Raw genomic sequence first — 17,017 nt, forward strand, 5'->3', positions numbered from 1 at the left:
GAGGTTCATTCTTTCAACCGCATAAGCGCCGAGCAGCCCCATGGTGGCGATCAACGCCTCGCCCCTCAAGATGCTATTGCAAATGATTTTCATCAACACTAATGCGACCTCAACATCAGTCGGCTGATATCAATCATAAAGCCGACAGGGGGTCCACATTATGCTTGCTCTTGCCGTCGCGGCAGCCGCCGCCGTTTCCATCGCACCCGCCGTCCCTACTTCCGCAAATGAGCCGCAATCCACCAGCGACGATGCCCGCGTCGAACGCAGTCTTGATGATTCCATCGTCGTCACCGGCAAGCATGAAGCGCCTTTCCGCGCCGAGGTCGTGCAGGTCGGGGCCTTTCGCAATCAGTCGATCATGGATACGCCCGCCAGCATCGCGGTGATGACGCGCTCGCTGCTTGACGATCAGGGCGCCATCGGTCTGGACGATGCGCTGCGCAACACGCCCGGCGTCACCCAGCAGTCGACCAGCCCCACGACCACCAACAACTTCCTGTCGCGCGGCGTGCTGATGCAGGCGCGCACCAATTATCGCCTCAATGGCGCGCTGCAGATCGTCAACCTCGGGCCGATCCCGCTGGAGAACAAGCAGCGCGTCGAGCTGCTGAAGGGCGTTTCGGCGCTTTATTACGGCATCAGCACGCCCTCGGGCATCGTCAATGTGGTGGCCAAGCGCGCGGGCGCCCAGCCCGTCACCAGCCTTTATGTGAACGGCGATGTGGAAGGCAGCGCCGGGGCGGGCGTGGACATTGGCCGCCAGTTCGGTTCCGAAAAGCAGTTCGGGGCGCGGATCAACGCCTATGGCGCGCATGTCGAAACGCCCATCGATGGTGTCAACGGTTCGCGCTATGTGGTCAGCGGCGCTTTCGACGCCAAGGTCACCGACCGCCTTTCGCTCAAGCTGGATGTCGAAAATTACCGCCGCGCCACCGATGAGCCGGGCGGCATCACTCTGCCCACGGCGGTGAACGGCAAGATCACCCTGCCCGCCATTCCCGATCCGCACAACCGCTATGCCCCGGCCAACGCGCCCTATCGCACGCTGGTGACCAATGCGCTGGGCCGCGCCGACTACGCCCTCTCCGACGACTGGTCGATCCGCGCCGAGGCCGGTTATGCCAACACCCGGCGCGCGCGCATGATCGCCAACATCGCCAAGTTCAATCTCACCACCGGCGCAGGCACTGTCGCCACAACTTTCGTCGGGGATCAGGAATATTCCAACCTCTATTGGCGCACGGAAATCTCGGGCAAGATCGAGACTTTCGGCATCAGGCACGAAATCCTCTTCGGCTATGCCCGCAACCGGCAGCAGCAGGAAGATCAGCACACCCAGAGCTATGCCGCTTTCACGCAGAACCTCTATGCGCCCATCACCGTCACCCTGCCCAGCCTGACGCCCACCACGCTGAAGACCACCACCGGATCGACCAACATCGACACCGGCCTCTATGCGCTGGATCTGGCGCATATCGGCGAGAAGGTGCTGCTGATCGGCGGCGTGCGCTATGTCGACTATGCCACGCGCACGGCCACCGCGAATTATTCGGTCCGCACCTGGACGCCGACGGGCGGCCTTGTGCTGCGCCCCACCAGGAAGACCAGCCTGTATTTCACCTATATCGAGGGTCTGGAAAGCGCGGGCACGGCGCCCGATGGCACCGTCAATGCGGGCGATGTGCTGGCCCCGGTCAAGAGCACCCAGATCGAACTGGGCACGCGCTGGGAGTTTCAGGGCGCACTGCTGTCTGTCGCGTGGTTCCACATCAACCGGGGGCTGACCTACACCGATCTGGCCACTAACACCTATCTGGTCAACGGGCGGCAGGTGAACAAGGGGCTAGAGGCCTCTGTGCAGGGCAATCTGACGCGCGAGCTGTCGGTGGTGCTCTCGGGGCAATATCTCACCGCGATCCAGCGGCAGACGGGCATTGCGGCGCAGGATGGCAAGTTCATCGACAGCACGCCGCGCTGGTCGGGCTCGGTCTTTGCCGAATACCACCCTGCCGTGTTGCCCGCGCTGGGGCTGAATGCGGGCGTCTATTACACCGGCAAGCGCTACACCGATGTGCTGGATCAGGGCGTGCTGCCCGCCTATGCGCTGCTGGGCCTTGGCGCCAGCTATCGCCTGCCGCTGGCCGCGCGCAAGGCCATGACCTTCCGCATCAACGCCGACAATGTGACCAACAAGCGCTATTGGGCCACCGGCGGATCGACGCTCTATGTCGGTCTGGCCCGCACGGTCCGCGGCTCGATCACGATGGACTTTTAAACCTATCGACGGGCGTCGGCTCGGGGGGCATGCCGACGCCCGTCACAGGGGGAGTGGGGGGCTTTACTCCTGCCCTGTCAAATCGGTGACGATATCGGCCAGCGCGCCGATCACGTAACCGGTGATCGCCTCGCCCTTCTCTGCCGTGGCCAGCGTGGGGTCTCCGGCGACCCCGCTGCCGCAGGTCCGCTCATGCATGGTGCGGTAGAGCGTGGCGCGTTCGGCCCGCAGCAGATCGCCGCTGGCCCAGTCGAAGGTGTGTGTGCACAGGTGGTCGCCCGGCACGATGGCGCGCACCGCATCGGGCGCGGCATGCAGCACGATCGAGGTTTCGAGATCGCCGGCATGCGAGTCCAACCCCACCACGCCCTCGCGCAGCTTGCGCAATTCCGGCCCCACGAGCAGCCACCAGCCCGCCAGCACGATCCGGCAGCCGGGGTGAGCCGCGCCCACCTCCTCGGCGATCAGATTGGCGACAGCCTGGTTGCCCGCATGGCTGTTGAACAGCACAACATTGGTAAAGCCATGCGCCAGCGCCGAATGCAGGATCGCCGCCACATAAGCCTGAAACGCCGCATGGCTGACGCTGAGCGTGCCCGAAAAATCCATATGATGATGCGAACAGCCCACGCTGACCTGAGGCAGGATCAGCACCTTCTCACCAAGCGCGCGGTCCAGCTGCTCAAGGAAATACGCCCCGATCAGAGAGTCCGTGGCCAGCGGCAGATGCGGCCCGTGCTGCTCCACGGCCCCGATGGAGAGGAAGAGCGGCGTCGCCCGGTCGATGGTTTCCAGCTCGCTTGTGGTGAGGTCCTGCCATTTCATCGCTGCAACTCCTGATGGGTGTTTTTCCGTTGAGCCACTGTTGCCGGATGCCTCGGAAAAAAGCCCGTTAGGTGCTGTGAGCCAGCGTTAGCCCTCGCTGTTGAGAAACGGCGCGCATCCGGGCAAAGGGAGATCGCGCCGGAGGCACTGCCGCTTCAGCCAAGTTGAACCGGCACCCATCCCGCCCTATGGGCAGAGTACAGATCCGCGACGGCACGCCGCCTCTGGGAGTATGCAGATGGAAGACATTGGTCCCGTATCGCACCGCTTCGTCTCGCAGCGCCTTCCCCTGCATTATCTCGATTGGGGCAATCCCGATGCTCCGTTGCTGGTTCTGCAGCATGGCGGGCGCGATCACGCCCGTAACTGGGACTGGCTGGCCCGGGCCCTGCGGCATGACTGGCATGTCATCTGCCCCGATCTGCGCGGCCATGGCGACAGCGGCTGGTCGCCCGACGGAAGCTATTCCATCCCCTTCTATGTCGCCGATTTCGCGCAGCTGATCCATCAGATTTCCGATGGGCCGGTGTCCATTGTCGCCCATTCGCTGGGCGGCGCCATCGCCATGCGCTACGCGGGCATCTGGCCAGAGCGCGTCAAGCGTCTGGCGGTGATCGAGGGGCTGGGCGTGTCCGTGCTGGACAATGAATTTGCCCCGGTTGCGCAGCGCTGGCGGCAATGGGTGGATGAAAGGCGGGCGCTCAGCAGCCGGGTGCCGCGCCGCTATGGCTCGCTGGAGGAGGCCTTCACCCGCATGCGCGCGGAAAACGCCCATCTTTCGATCGAACGCGCACGGCATCTGACCATTCACGGCACCACCCGCAACGAGGATGGCACCTACAGCTGGAAATTCGACAACTACGTGCGCAGCAACCTGCCGCTGGGCGTCAGCCAGGAGGAGTTGCACGCCATCTGGCACAACATCGATTGCCCGGTCTGGCTGGTGCATGGCGCCGACAGCTGGGCCCGCCATCCCGAGGAGGAGGGGCTGGCCGCTCATTTCAAACAGGCCAAGGTCACCAGCTATGAGAAAGCCGGGCACTGGGTGCATCACGACCGCTTCGACAGCTTTCTGACCGATCTGAAAAGCTTCCTTTGAGGCTTCCTAATCGCATTCATGGGCGGCGTTGAGCATCGCCGCCAGCGCATCCGTGGCCATCTGCGCGGCCTGCGCCTGCGTCTTGCCCAGATAGCGGATATAATAGGCCGCCAACTCCCGGCGTGCGGCGGTCATATCGCGCCACGGAACGCCGGGCACCGCAGGCAACACCAGCTTGGGATCATGCCTGGCCAGCCCCAGCCGAGCCTCATCCACCGTACTGCGATATTGCCGATAGGCCGCGAAACGGATCGTGCCGTCGCAGATCGGCCATGTCTTCCACACCTTGCCATCCAAGGCTGTCAGCAAAGGCAGTGGCGGCAGGCTGGCGCGGCAATCGGTGTTGAACACGAAAGTGTCCGGCGTGGCGCCATAAATCGAGTCCGTCGCCCCCAGCAGCTTGGGATGGGCCACGATGGCCGCGCAGGGAATGTTTCGCGTGCCCACGCTGCCATCCCCGGCCAGCGCCGGACCCAGCACATTGAGGAAGCCCACGAAGCGATCCGGCGCCCCCAGCAAATCCCCGGCCCGTTTCACCACGCCTTCACCGGTGGCGCTGTCGAGCATGCCGCGCGCGAAGGCTGGATCCTGCCGGGTGAGGAAATCCGTCAGCACAGGCTGCAGCAGACCGACGATCCGCGCCCGCTTGCCCACCCGCTCCGGCGCGGACCAATCGGCGCCATCCGGCTCCGAAGACCATAGAACAATCGCCTCCGCCACCGGAGCAAACGCGGGGTCGAGCCGCCGGATCACCGGCAGCGCCAGATCGGGCGCCCGCGTCGCGGCGGCGATGGCCAGATCCTTGTTACGCTCATCATAGGCGCCCTGAAGGCAGGCGGCGATGGTCGTGCTGCCCGAGGGCTTGGCGCAAGCCTGCATGGCCTTCACCGCCTCGCGCTGATCCACAAGCTGGTTGGAGGGCCCGCTGCCAAAGGCGCTGACCTTGTTGGCCGCATAGAGCGCCGCCATCTCCCGATCCGCCGCCGACAGCGTCGGGCTGGCGCAGATCACGGCCTCGATCCCGCCTTGTCCGGCCGTGCAGGCAAAGCTGGGGCCTGAGGATGTGGCGCGAGTCTGCGCCTGAACAGGCGCAGCGCCAAACGCCAGCAGCAGCGCCGCGATAATGCGCCCGATCTGCATGATGCCGCTCAGCGCCAGCCCTTGTCCTTGGCCGCTTTCTCCTGCGTGGCATCCAGTGGGTCGCCCTGAGCCATGGTCTGGGCCAGCGCCATCAGCGCGCCATCCTGCGATCCTGCCTGTCGATAGGCCGTTTGCTCGGCAGGCGCGCTGCCCGGCAGCACATGCTGCAACTGCCACTGCCCACCATCATGGCAGGCAATGCCCGAAGCCTGCGCCCCGGCGAAGACCCGGCACAGATCGCCGCCCTCGCGGTGGAAGGTGCCCAGCATGCGGATCGGCGCATGGCCATCCGCCCCCCCTCCATCCGCCGACGCCAATTGCGTATCGAGCGCCCGCCCCAGATCGCCCGAGGCCACCAAAGCGCCCTTCTCGACCACAATCGGCCCCTGCCCGCCGCCATGCCATTGCGATCCGACAAACACCCCGATGGCCAGACACGCCGCCATCGCCGCCCCCGCCCATGCAGGCGTGCGCCAACGCGGGGCGGGCGCCGCGCGCCGGGCGCGCTCTGCGGCCAGATTGATCACCGGAGCAGGCGGCGTGGCGGCGCGGATGCTCTCCACCCACGCGGCGGGCACGGGCTCGTCAACCACGGGCGCGAAATGCGCCTTCAGCCGCTCGCGCAGGGCCCGCTCGGCCGCGATCCTGTCGGCCAGATCCAGATCGGCCAGCGCCGCCAGCGTGACGCGACCGCGCGTGGCATCATCCAGTTCGCCATCGACATAGGCCATGATCTCTTCCTGCGTGACCGTCATGACATGCCTCCCGTTTCTGCCCCGCCTGTTTCTGGTATGCCTGTTTCACCAAGCGCTTTCATCAGGGCTTCACGCCCGCGCACCAGCCGCGAGGTCAGCGTGCCCATCGGGCAACCGATGATCTCCGCGGCTTCCTTATAGGCAAAGCCCTCGACCAGCACGAGCATCACCGCCTCGCGCTGTTCGGCAGGCAGCGAAGCCATGGCGCGATCGACATGGCTCATTTCCGCATGCGCCTCGATGGCGGCGTCGCCCGGCACGCCCACATTCTCGCCCTCTTCCTCGGGGGCGAAGGTCTGGGCGCGGCGGCTGCGCGCGCGGGTCTCGTCAATCCAGATGTTGCGCATGATCCGATACACCCATGCATCCAGCCGCGTCCCCTCCTGCCACAGATGGCTGGATTTGAGCGCGCGTTCGATCGTCGCCTGGCACAGGTCGTCGCCGTCAGCGCCATCGCGAGCCAACCCCCGGGCGAAGCGCCTCATCTGAGGCAGCAATCTGACCAGGTTCTCACCGAATTGCGCTGATGCCACGCCTTTTTTGCCTTGCTTGCGGATGAAACGGATGCAGGATTGCGTTTCATCCGCGAGCCTGCAATTTTTTCAATCCGGGAACAAGCCCATGTGGAACAAAACGCGGAACAAGATGTGCAAAGCCCCATTGAAATGGCCCCGACTCTGCCTGCTGGCAGCCCTGCTGGCGACCGGCGGTGGCGTGCGGGCCCAGATCAGCCTGCCCAATGCGGGGCGCGGTCTGGACGGCGTGGAAGGCGCGGTGGACCGTCTGGGCAATCGCCTCGGCGATGCGACCGCGCCCCTCACCAATGCCGCCACCGGCGCGCTGGGCACGCTGGGTCAGCTGGCCGATGCGCGCCTCAACCGCCTTGGCGATTTTCTGCGCAGCCATCGCAACACGGTGGAGGCCGATGACACCGGCCAGCCCGCCCGCGCGCATGAGGTGCTGCTGCTCGATCCGGATGCGGCTGCTTTGTCGGGCGCAACCCTGGTGGGTTACAAGCTGATCGAACAGGGCGATCTGGACGGCCTGGGCATCACATACGCCCGCCTTGCCACGCCGCAAGGCACCAGCCTGGCCAACGCGCTGCGCCAGTTGCGCCATATCCTGCCCGGCAAGGAGATCAGCGCCGACCAGATCCATTTCCCCAGCGGCGCTACCCGATCCACTGGAAGCGCCGCGCCGACAGCACCGGCCCCGCGCGGCGGCACCGTAGGCATCATCGACGGCGGCGTCCCCCCCGGCCCGCGCATCGCCGCGCAAAACGCTTTCGCCAGCGGAGGCCCCGTGCCCAACCCTCATGCCGAGGCCATCGCCTCGCTTCTGGCCGGTGCGGGCACGGCGCATATCGTTGTCGCCGATGTCTATGGCCGCGATCCGGCAGGCGGCAATGCTCTGGCCATCGCCCGCGCGCTGGCATGGATGGCAGGACAGCGCGTGTCCGTTGTCTCGATCAGCCTTGTCGGCCCGGCCAATCCGCTGCTGGCCAAAGCCATCGGCTCGGTGCAGGCGCGTGGCATGATCGTGACGGCCGCCGTCGGCAATGACGGGGCCGCCGCGCCGCCTGCCTTCCCTGCCTCTTACACTGGCGTGGTGGCCGTAACCGGCGTGGACGGACGCGGACAGGTGCTGTTCGAGGCCGGGCGCGCCAGCCATCTGGATTACGCTGCCCCCGGCGCCGATCTCACCGCCATCGGTGCGGGCGGCAAGCTGCAGCATTTGCGTGGCACATCCTTTGCCGCGCCACTGGTGGCCGCGCGTCTCGCGGCGTTGGGACAGGCCGGCGGTGGCGCAAGCGCCATTCTGCAGCGCGCCGACAGTGAGGCCACCGACAGGAACCGCCGCACCGGACGCGGAATTTTGTGCGCCTCATGCCGCAAAGGCATTTGAAAGACGCGCGGCCACAACATTTTTCGCGCGGCAAAAATCTGTAAACGAACAATTTCTTAAAAAATTCGAAAAAATCGTCAGCACTGCGGATTAAACCGGAAAGACCTCTCGTTCATCTCTCAGAGCCGGACATCACATACGGCCTCCAGACAACAATCAGGAGATGAACCATGAACCGCTTTTCTTCGCTTTCGCTGGCCGCTCTTGCTCTGACCATGAGCACTGTGGCCATGCCTGCTCACGCTCAGCTGCTGGGTGGCCACGGTGGACTTGGGGGTGGTCTGGGTGGCGGCATCGGTGGTGGCCTTGGCGGCGGCTTCGGCGGCGCTGGCTCCATCGGCAGCACGGTGAACGGCACGATGGACTCGACCACCAGCACCGTTCGCTCGCACAGCAAGCACATCACTGACAATGCCACCGGCGACGCCACCGGCACTGTGACCAGCAGCGGCAGCCAGTCGGTCAACCGCAAGACCGGCAAGGTGAGCGCCGACCGCAGCGGTTCGGCCAGCGGCTCGGCCAATCTGGCCAACACCGCGTCCACCCCGCTGAACACGGCCACCAGCTCGCTGAGCGGTTCGGGTCAGGCCTCGGGCAGCGGCAGCGCCAATGCTCAACTGGTCGGCACCGATGCGGTGCGCAACACCGCCCAATCCGCCCGCTCGACCGCTGGTGACGCCGTCAGCCAGACGCGCTCCGCCGCCACCAGCACCGGTCAGGCTCTGACCAGCCGGACCAGGCAGGCCGTCAGCGGCACCTCGGCCACGGCCATGGGCGCGGCGCGCGGCTCGGCGGCGATTGCCGGGACGGCGGCGGGCTCCAGTCTGGCGCTGGCGGGCAGCAGCGCGGCGGGGATTGCCGGAGCCACGGGCGTGAAGCCGGGCATGGTGGTCCGCTCGCTTGATGGTCAGAAGCTGGGCAAGGTCAAGCAGGTCGTGGCTGACAGCAGCGGCAAGGTCAGCAGCCTGGTGGTCAGCACCGGCGCCGGCAATGTGACCATGCCCGCCGCCCAGCTTTCGGGTCAGGCCGATGGCAAGGGTCTGGTTAGCAGCGGTCAATAACAGACCGTAAACATCTGACAGCGCAGGCCGGACCGGCAAGCCCACAGGCTCGCCGGTCCGGCTTTTTGCGTGGTCCGGCGGGTGTTGGGGCGTGCGGCTTTTCATCGCGCCGGAACCTCATCTGATCGGAGAAAACAGGCGGAAGCCCTTTGGTTCTGCCCCATCATATCGGTGGAGGGGGCATTGCGAAAAGCCCGCGCAGCGGCGTCTTGTGGAGGTCGCCTCGTGTAAAACAACACTTTGCGCCGCGCGCTACCGGCGATGCAACCGGTCTCCTGCCGGTTGGAACAAGGATTCTCTCTCGGTTGTTACCTAGGCGCAATCACGGAAAGGTTGCGCAAAGGATGAAAAGATCACGCGAAAGGTGCGCCGCTATGGGATCGCGATGCTTTGACAACCCTGTGCTTTTCATGAAGCTGGGCGCGCCGCCCGAGAGCCGTGAAAGCCCCACGCTGGGCGAAGCCATTGCCCATGTTCTGGAGCAGCCGAGCGAGGAGCACTACCTCTTCGACATCGTCACGGAAGATGGGCTGATCAACCATGCCTCGATCCGCCAGATCGCCCGGACAGAGGCTTTCGCGCATTGGCGCGATCAGGCGCGCTAGGCCGCGCGCGATGGTCTGTTCCGGACGCTTTCCGCCGGATAAAACTGGAAAACCCCGGACGGGCTGCAGAACCGATCCGGGGTTGGCCCTCAGCGGATCGACCAGCCCCAGCCCGCCAGCCTGATCTTGCCCTGACCGGGCAACATCACCTCGCCCGGCCTGGTGGAGAGATTGACCGCCACTGTCACCCGGTCCTTCCCCATGATGCGGCGGAAGGCGAAGATTTTCGGATTGCCGGTGTCCAGCAGTTGCAGATTGCCCGGTTCCAGACTGCTGGTCAGCGCGGGGTGCTGATGCTTCAGGCGCAGCAGTTGGGCGTAAAGCCTGGTGCGCTCATCGGCTTTCCACGGGATACTGTCCTTTTCGAAAAAGGCGAGGCGCTTGTCGAGCCCGGCTTCCTGACCGCTGTAGATCAGCGGCATGCCCGGCAAGGTCGCCGCCAGCACTGCCATGGCGTTCACGCCGTCGCCGTAGAGTTCGCGGTCGGTGCCGGCGTTGGAATTCTCGTCATGGTCGCTGGTGAAGGTCATGCGGTAAGCGCCCTTGGGATAGCGCCGCGCCGGATCGGTGTAGAGTTTGGCCAGATCGCGGGCATCGCCCTCGCCCTTCGCCACCTTGACCATGGTGTGATAAAGCGACCAGTCATAGCTCATATCGAAAGCGTGGAGCTGCAAGTCCTGCGTATCGGCCTCAGCCAGCATGAACATGGGTTTGATCTTGTCCAGCGCTGGGCGGGCCTCGTTCCAGAAGCTGGTCGGCACGGCCCAGGCGGCGTCGCAGCGGAAGCCGTCGATGTCGGCGGTCTTCACCCAATAGGCCATGGCGTCGATCATTCCGGCGCGCACTGCGGGTTTGCTGTAATCCAGACCGATCACATCGGCCCAGACTTCCTCGTGATGGTCGCTGAGGTCGGTGTAGTGATAGCCTTCCAGCTCGCCCTTGGCATTGCGCTTGTACCAGTCGGGGTGCTGATCGACCCAGACATTGTCCCAACCGGTATGATTGGCCACCCAGTCGAGGATCACCTTGAAGCCTTGGGCATGGGCCGCTTTCACCAGATGCTGCAGGTCGGCCAGATTGCCATATTCCGGATTGACCGCCTTGTAGTCCTGAATGGCGTAATAGCTGCCCAGCGATCCCTTGCGCATCTTGTGGCTGATCGGGTTGATCGGCATCAGCCAGAGGATATCGACGCCCATCTTGCGCAGGCGCGGGAGATGCTGTTCGAAGGCCCGGAACGAGCCCTGCTGCGTGTACTGTCGCAGATTGACCTCATAGATGTTGGCTGTGCGCGCCCATGCCGGATGCTTCACCGTGGTGACACCCTCCGTGAGGGGCAGAGGCGCAGGGGCGGCACTGGCGGGCAGGCTGGCGCATGAAAGAGCGGCCAGACCGATCAGCCGGGCAAGAGAGGTCAGGTGTTTGGGCATGGGAAGCTCTCCAAAGTCAGGCGCGCGTTGTTATCATTGTGGTGGGGGCTGAACGGGCGAAGGCGGCGGCATGATCGGGCATGCCCGCCACCTGTCGACTGACGGCGGTTTCCAGCAGCTTGAGGAATTCCGCCAATTCGCCGTCGCTGGGCTGATCGGCCAGCGGGTGATAGCCTTGCGGGCTTAGTCCTTGCCCCAGCAGCACCTGCAGCCAGCCGACTTCGGCGAAGAGTTCCTCGCTCAGGCGAGTGATGCGGCCGTTGGCTGCGAACAGGTCCAGCTTGGCGGTCACGCTGTCGGGCACAGCCATCGCCGCGCAGGCGCGCCAGAAAGGCTCGGGGCGGCGGTTGAGTTTATAGTGCAGGATAAGGAAATCGCGGACGGATTCGAATTCAAACGCGGCCTGAGCGTTGAAGGCATCGACATCGGCCACCCGGATCGCGCCCTGAGGGAGGAATTTCAGCAGCCGCTCCACGCCCGATTGCACCAGATGGATGCTGGTGGATTCCAGCGGTTCGAGAAAGCCGCTCGCCAGCCCCAGCGCCACGACATTGTGGTTCCACATCTTGCGCCGCCGCCCGGTGGTGAAACGCAAGGGGCGCGGATCGGCCAGAGGGCCGCCGTCCAGATTGCCCAGCAAGGTTTGCTGCGCGGCATCGTCGCTGGTGAAGGCGCTGCAATAGACATAACCGTTGCCGATGCGGTTTTGCAGCGGAATGCGCCATTGCCAGCCCGCCTCGCGTGCGGTTGAGCGGGTGTAGGGCGTCAGATCGGGCGCATTGGCGCAGGGGACGGCGATGGCGCGGTCACAGGGGAGCCAGTGGCGCCAGTCCTCATAGCCGGTGGCCAGCGCGCCCTCGATCAGCAGTCCGGCAAAGCCCGAGCAATCGAGGAAGAGGTGGCCGCCGACCTGCTCGCCGCTGGCCAGCGTGACATGGGCGACATCGCCGCTCTCGCCATCGCGGGTGACCTGGGTGATGCGCCCCTCGACCCGCCGCACGCCGCGCTTTTCGGCATAGGCGCGCAGGAACTGGCCATAGCGGCTGGCGTCGAAATGAAAGGCGTGGCTCAGGCCGCCCAGCGGCGCGCCGCTTGCGGGCACGCCATGCTGAAATTTGTCCGCATAAGCGGCGCTGGCATTGAGCGAATAGTCCGTCAGCGGCTTGGCAATGCCCAGTCTTTGCCCGCGCAGCCAGTAATGATGGAAAGGCACCAGCCCCAGCGGTCGGCCGATCTCTCCGAAAGCGTGGATATAACGGCTGTCCTCATCGCCCCAGCCGACGAAATCGATCCCCAGCTTGTAGGTGCCGTTGCAGAAGGCGAGGAACTCCGCCTCGTCGATGCCCAGAGCGCGATGCAGGATCTGCAATTGCGGGATGGTCGCCTCGCCCACGCCGACGGTGCCGATCTCCTCGGATTCGACCAGCGTGATGCGCCAGTGCTTCGCCAGATAGCGCGAGAGGATCGCTGCCGCCATCCAGCCCGCCGTGCCGCCCCCAATGATGGTGATGTCCTGCATGCCCACTCCCCCGATGACCTGCGCCTTAAACAGAACGGCGCGCCAGACCTTGCCCGACGCGCCGTCCATCGATCAGATCATAGGCCGATCAGAACTTGTAGGAAGCCCCGATCGAATAGGTCGCCCCATAGGTTTCATACTTCAGAGGCAGCTTGGTCATCTGGTAGTAGTTCTCGAAAGGCGCGTTGGTCAGGTTCGAGCCCGTCAGCGTGACGCTCAGACCCTTCATCGGGCCGTTCTGGAACTCGTAACCGATCTGGGCGCTCAGCAGGCCTTCGCCGCGGGTGATGTTGTAGGACTGCGCCTGCTCCACCGTGGTCGAAAGACCCAGGAAGCTGCTGCGATACTGATAGGTGCTGCGCAGCGACAGGCCGTGCTTTTCGTAATAGCCGGTCACCACGCCCGTCCAGGCCGAGAGACCCGGCACCGTCACCGTCTGCAGCACGCCGCCACCCGGAGGCGCGAAGCTGACCGAGCTGATGTTATGCGTACCGTTCAGACGCAGGCCGAAACCGTCGAGCGAGCGCGAGAAGGCCGAGAAGGGCAGTTCCGCCTGGAATTCGAAGCCCGAGACATAGCCGCGACCGCCATTGTTCGGCACCGTCACCAGCACCTGATTGTTGGCCGCAGCCCCGCCCGAAATCGCCGCTGCGGCAGCAGGCGAGATGGTGGTCACATAGGAACCGACCGGATCGACGAAATTGGTCAGGTTCTTGTAGAAGGCCGAAACCGAGATCAGGCCCGAACCATTGGCGAAATACTTCTGCAGCGACAGATCGAAGTTGGTCGAGAGGTAAGGCCGCAGCGCGGGCTGGCCGCCCGTGCCGCTGAAGCTGAAGCCCGCATTGCCGCCCGTCGTGGTGTTGTAGCTGATCTGGAAGGGCACCGCTTCATAGCCCTGTTCCGAACGCGACATCGACTGCGAGGCCGACACCACCACGAAGGCATTGTGCATCACCTCGCCCTTCAGCGTGAAGCTGGGCAGGACATAGGTGTATTTCGCGCCGCCATAGGCCGGCGAATAGGTGACCGCGCCGGTGGATGACAGGAAGGCCGAATTGCCGGTGGAGTACTGGTTGGTGTTGACGATCTGCACACCGATGTTGCCCTTCAGGGGCACGCCGCTCACCACGCTGTCGATGTTGGCCATGATGTAGCCGCTCCACACCTTCTCGCGCACCAGCCAGTCGCGGGTGGTCGATTGGGGGCGGTTGTCGAAGGTGCTGGTCAGCAGACCGGCAGCCGCCAGCGGATCATAGGCCAGCGTCTGCCCGGCAAAGCCATAGGGCGTGACCGAAGGCAGCAGGATCGAGCTGGGAATGGCCAGCTGGGTGGTGGCATTGGTGGCGCCCGGCGTCAGGAAATAGGACTTGAAGCCGGCGGTCTTGGAGCGGACGCTGTAGGAAACGCCAGCCTTGATGCTCTTGAAGAAGCCACCGCCCAGATCCTTTTCCAGATCGGTGCGCAGCGCCTTGATCTCGTCGACATAGTCGGGCGCGTTGAGGAAGCCGGCCTGCACCACCGGCGAGGTGCCGTTATAGCCCCAGCCCAGCGGATCGGTCAGCACTTCGGCGGTGGGGTTGGCGTAGTTCAGCGAGCTGGTCAGGCTGTAGATGCCGTTGGGCTGCTGCGTGGCCGTGATCGTCGAAGGCTGGCACGAAGGCGACTTGGTCGTATAGGCATTGTAGCAGGTGCCGGTGTAGGTTTCCAGATTGGTATCGCGGCGATGCGCGCGCGAATAGCTGGCATCGACATTGAGATGCAGCGTCTCGGAGAAATTATACTTGGCGTTGCCGCCCAGCTCCAGCGTGCGGGCGTTGCGCTGGTTGTAGTTGTTGCGCTGCACCGCATATTCATTGGTGTAGGTGGCCTGCGTCGCCACGCCATTGCTGACGGTGGTGGCGCCCAGCGTGCCCGAACCCCAGGACATCGGCACTTCAAGCCCGCGCTGCTGCTGAACGGTGCGGAAATGCGAGTAGAAACCGTCGAAGGACAGTTCCAGCTTCTCGTTCGGGCGATACTTCAGGCTGCCGAACACCGACTGGCGGGTCTGCACGTTGCCGCTGGTGAAGTACTTCGCGCCGCCTGGCAGATAGGTGCCGGACGCATCGGTGGGGAAGCCCCAGTTCTCATACTGGCGCTCCTGCTGCGGCGAGGAGAGCAGCGTGCCGCCCAGCGCGACGCCGATCGTGTCATCGGCGAACTTGTCGACATAGATGCCCGTCACGCGGTAGCCGCGATGGGTCACATCGGGCGCGGCCTTGGAATAGGCATTGCCCTCGAACTTGCCCGAAACGGTCAGGATGCGGTGGTTCTGGGCCAGCGGGTCGATCGTCATCATGTTGACGGTGCCCGCCACGCCCTGCGCGATCATGTCGGGCGCGGCGGTCTTGATGACATCGGCGCGGTTGATGAGTTCGGCCGGAATCTGGTCATACTGGAAGCCGCGATCGTCCGCGATGGTGGCGATTTCACGGCCGTTGAACAGCGTGGTGGTGAAGTTGGGGCCGAAACCGCGCACCGCCAGCACGTCCGAACGCCCGTCGAGGCGTTGGGCGGTCACGCCGGGCAGCTGCGAGAGCGCATCGGTGATCGAGTTGGTGGGCAGTTTGCCGACGTCTTCGGCATTCACCGTCTCGACCACGGCGATCGACAGCTTCTTGACGCGGATCGCATTGTCCACCGACTGGCGATAGCCGCTGACGACGATGTCCTTCGTGGGGGCTTCGGCGCTGGAGGCGCTCTGCGTGCTGGTGTCCTGCGGCGTGGTGTCCTGCGCCCAGACCGGCGCGGCGATGGCCACAGCCATGCCAGCAACACCGGCTTTCAGCACGTTGCACGACAGGCCAGTGGCGCGAAGGCGCCCGAAAATCTTGGTCATATTCCCTCCCTGTTGGCCTCTTGAACCATCGCTCAGCGGTTCATTCGCCCGCCCCTCACAGCCGGGGCACGCCAAATTGACTGCTCCTGTGCTCCGGTTTTGAGAAGAAGATGACATACGTATACCATTGCTATGCAGTGACGTTCCGCTGCTGTCGCCGGAACCTGTTGCATCTTTACCGCTATCGGTGTGCTTTTGGTCACAGCGGCTTACGCAGAGTAACGGAGGGATGCGGGGGCGGCTTTTCACCGCCCGGCCCGCCTGCTAGATTTCCCCCAGCAGCAGCCCGGGCCGATCAATGACCTACAAGCCGACATCCTTCGATATTGCGCAGCGGGCCGGTGTCTCGCAGCCCACCGTGTCGCGCGCATTGCGCGGCCACCCCTCGGTCAGCGAGGCGACGCGCAAGCGGATCGAGGCGATCGCCGCGCAGCTCAACTATGCGGTCGACCAGAATGCCTCGCGCCTGCGTTCGGGCACCACCAAGACCCTCGCCCTGCTGTTCTTCGAGGAAGAAGCGCCCGAGGATGGCCAGATCAATCCTTTCTTCCTTTCGATGCTAGGATCGATCTCGCAGGCCTGCTCGCGGCTGGGTTACGATCTGCTGGCCTCGTTTCAGGAACTGTCGCGCAACTGGCATGTGGATTATGAAGACAGCCACAAGGCCGATGGCATCATGCTGCTGGGCTATGGCGACTATGAAACCTATCGCGACAAGCTGGACCTGCTCGAGCGTGAGGGCACCCATTACGTGCGCTGGGGCGCGGTGCAGGCCGACAATCCGGACGGCACCATCGGCTGTGACAACCGTCTGGGCGGCCAACTCGCCGCGCGCCATCTGCTGGACCGTGGCTATCGCCGCATCGCCTTTCTGGGCGACGCCTCCAGCCGCGCGCCCGAGATCGAGGAGCGCTATCGCGGCGCCTGCGAAGCGATACACGCCGATGGCCTCACCCCCGATCCGGCGCTGTGCATCAGCGCCGACACCAATGAGGCTTCCGGCTACACTGCTGCGCAGCAATTGCTGAGCAGCAAAGCGGATTTCGACGCGGTTTTTGCCGCCTGCGACCTGATCGCCGTGGGCGCCATGCGCGCTTTCGAGGAAGCCGGGCTGAGCATTCCTCAGGATCTGGGCATCGTCGGCTTCGATGACATTCCGATCGCGGCCCTGACCAACCCGCCGCTCACCACCATCTCGCAGGATCCGGCCCGGGCGGGCACGATGCTGGTGGAAACGCTGATCGCCAAGATCAAGGGGCAGCAGCCCGCCGACACGATGCTGATCCCGCAGCTGATCCTGCGCCATTCGACACAGGCGCCGATCACCGAACTGGATTGATCGTTCGCGCAGGAGCAGACATAAAGAAAAAATAATAAATAAATTCCGCGTGTTCCATCCACGCCCGCGCGAGATCAGGCCTGTTCGAACAATGCCGAAATTGCATTGATCGATAGCAAAAATCCCTTGGCCACCCTCCCCCTTTGCAGATAGCTGTGACGCATAACAAAACTGGGGGAC

General features: G+C 64.4%; 13 protein-coding genes. 6 read left to right on the forward strand and 7 right to left on the reverse strand.

The genetic code is table 11. The features are described from left to right. The first annotated feature begins 160 nt into the window (after positions 1–160). On the forward strand, positions 161–2,278 hold the full coding sequence (locus SR3_RS07165; RefSeq protein ID WP_068082936.1) for a TonB-dependent receptor: 2,118 nt from the start codon (positions 161–163) through the stop codon (positions 2,276–2,278). Between the two features lie 63 nt (positions 2,279–2,341). Here SR3_RS07165 and SR3_RS07170 read toward each other — a convergent pair whose 3' ends face one another. Continuing rightward, entirely contained in the window at positions 2,342–3,103 is a 762-nt protein-coding gene (locus SR3_RS07170) for a creatininase family protein (protein ID WP_068082939.1), read from the reverse strand. A gap of 238 nt (positions 3,104–3,341) precedes the next feature. Here SR3_RS07170 and SR3_RS07175 point away from each other — a divergent pair, with 238 nt between their 5' ends. Next, a complete protein-coding gene (locus SR3_RS07175) occupies positions 3,342–4,202 on the forward strand; it encodes an alpha/beta fold hydrolase (protein ID WP_068083076.1) in 861 nt (286 codons plus the stop codon). A gap of 6 nt (positions 4,203–4,208) precedes the next feature. Here SR3_RS07175 and SR3_RS07180 read toward each other — a convergent pair whose 3' ends face one another. From SR3_RS07180 to SR3_RS07190, 3 genes are read right to left on the reverse strand one after another with little or no spacing between them, the layout of a single operon-like run. After that, the gene (locus SR3_RS07180; RefSeq protein WP_068082942.1) at positions 4,209–5,342 is read right to left on the reverse strand and encodes a lysozyme inhibitor LprI family protein; all 1,134 of its coding nucleotides are present in this window, start codon (positions 5,340–5,342) and stop codon (positions 4,209–4,211) included. Positions 5,343–5,350: 8 nt separating this feature from the next. Further along, positions 5,351–6,097, reverse strand: a complete 747-nt coding sequence (locus tag SR3_RS07185) for an anti-sigma factor family protein (RefSeq protein ID WP_068082944.1) — start codon at positions 6,095–6,097, stop codon at positions 5,351–5,353. Beyond that, complete coding sequence (locus SR3_RS07190) at positions 6,094–6,582, reverse strand: RNA polymerase sigma factor (protein WP_068083079.1); 489 nt, start codon at positions 6,580–6,582, stop codon at positions 6,094–6,096. Before SR3_RS07190 ends, SR3_RS07185 begins: the two co-directional genes overlap by 4 nt. Before the next feature lie 175 nt (positions 6,583–6,757). Between SR3_RS07190 and SR3_RS07195 the strand changes: the two genes are divergently transcribed. The 3 genes from SR3_RS07195 (at position 6,758) to SR3_RS07205 (ending at position 9,668) form a co-directional block, all read left to right on the forward strand. Further along, positions 6,758–8,002, forward strand: coding sequence for a S8 family serine peptidase (locus tag SR3_RS07195; RefSeq protein ID WP_245653813.1), 1,245 nt, complete (start codon positions 6,758–6,760; stop codon positions 8,000–8,002). Positions 8,003–8,172: 170 nt separating this feature from the next. Continuing rightward, the gene (locus tag SR3_RS07200) at positions 8,173–9,063 is read left to right on the forward strand and encodes a hypothetical protein (RefSeq protein ID WP_068082947.1); all 891 of its coding nucleotides are present in this window, start codon (positions 8,173–8,175) and stop codon (positions 9,061–9,063) included. A 401-nt stretch (positions 9,064–9,464) separates the two neighbouring features. Further along, positions 9,465–9,668, forward strand: a complete 204-nt coding sequence (locus SR3_RS07205) for a hypothetical protein (RefSeq protein ID WP_157098689.1) — start codon at positions 9,465–9,467, stop codon at positions 9,666–9,668. An 89-nt stretch (positions 9,669–9,757) separates the two neighbouring features. Here SR3_RS07205 and SR3_RS07210 read toward each other — a convergent pair whose 3' ends face one another. The 3 genes from SR3_RS07210 to SR3_RS07220 form a co-directional block, all read right to left on the reverse strand. Beyond that, positions 9,758–11,098 carry an alpha-amylase family glycosyl hydrolase gene (locus tag SR3_RS07210; protein WP_068082953.1) on the reverse strand — a complete coding sequence of 447 codons (1,341 nt, stop codon included), beginning with the start codon at positions 11,096–11,098 and terminating at the stop codon, positions 9,758–9,760. A 16-nt stretch (positions 11,099–11,114) separates the two neighbouring features. Then, on the reverse strand, positions 11,115–12,617 hold the full coding sequence (locus SR3_RS07215) for a tryptophan halogenase family protein (protein ID WP_068083088.1): 1,503 nt from the start codon (positions 12,615–12,617) through the stop codon (positions 11,115–11,117). An 88-nt stretch (positions 12,618–12,705) separates the two neighbouring features. Continuing rightward, positions 12,706–15,498, reverse strand: coding sequence for a TonB-dependent receptor (locus SR3_RS07220; RefSeq protein WP_068082956.1), 2,793 nt, complete (start codon positions 15,496–15,498; stop codon positions 12,706–12,708). 298 nt (positions 15,499–15,796) lie between these two features. Here SR3_RS07220 and SR3_RS07225 point away from each other — a divergent pair, with 298 nt between their 5' ends. Further along, a complete protein-coding gene (locus SR3_RS07225) occupies positions 15,797–16,837 on the forward strand; it encodes a LacI family DNA-binding transcriptional regulator (protein ID WP_068082962.1) in 1,041 nt (346 codons plus the stop codon). Positions 16,838–17,017: the final 180 nt, after the last annotated feature.

The organism is Novosphingobium rosa NBRC 15208 (assembly GCF_001598555.1).
GTDB lineage: Bacteria > Pseudomonadota > Alphaproteobacteria > Sphingomonadales > Sphingomonadaceae > Novosphingobium > Novosphingobium rosa.

What these genes read in the sequence shown, in the direction of transcription:
- SR3_RS07225 (WP_068082962.1), top strand. Translation starts at nt 15,797, where the DNA reads ATGACCTACAAGCCGACATCCTTCGATATTGCGCAGCGGGCCGGTGTC.
- SR3_RS07190 (WP_068083079.1), bottom strand. Translation starts at nt 6,582, where the DNA reads ATGAGGCGCTTCGCCCGGGGGTTGGCTCGCGATGGCGCTGACGGCGAC.
- SR3_RS07165 (WP_068082936.1), top strand. Translation starts at nt 161, where the DNA reads ATGCTTGCTCTTGCCGTCGCGGCAGCCGCCGCCGTTTCCATCGCACCC.
- SR3_RS07200 (WP_068082947.1), top strand. Translation starts at nt 8,173, where the DNA reads ATGAACCGCTTTTCTTCGCTTTCGCTGGCCGCTCTTGCTCTGACCATG.
- SR3_RS07215 (WP_068083088.1), bottom strand. Translation starts at nt 12,617, where the DNA reads ATGCAGGACATCACCATCATTGGGGGCGGCACGGCGGGCTGGATGGCG.
- SR3_RS07210 (WP_068082953.1), bottom strand. Translation starts at nt 11,098, where the DNA reads ATGCCCAAACACCTGACCTCTCTTGCCCGGCTGATCGGTCTGGCCGCT.
- SR3_RS07175 (WP_068083076.1), top strand. Translation starts at nt 3,342, where the DNA reads ATGGAAGACATTGGTCCCGTATCGCACCGCTTCGTCTCGCAGCGCCTT.
- SR3_RS07180 (WP_068082942.1), bottom strand. Translation starts at nt 5,342, where the DNA reads ATGCAGATCGGGCGCATTATCGCGGCGCTGCTGCTGGCGTTTGGCGCT.
- SR3_RS07170 (WP_068082939.1), bottom strand. Translation starts at nt 3,103, where the DNA reads ATGAAATGGCAGGACCTCACCACAAGCGAGCTGGAAACCATCGACCGG.
- SR3_RS07220 (WP_068082956.1), bottom strand. Translation starts at nt 15,498, where the DNA reads ATGACCAAGATTTTCGGGCGCCTTCGCGCCACTGGCCTGTCGTGCAAC.
- SR3_RS07185 (WP_068082944.1), bottom strand. Translation starts at nt 6,097, where the DNA reads ATGACGGTCACGCAGGAAGAGATCATGGCCTATGTCGATGGCGAACTG.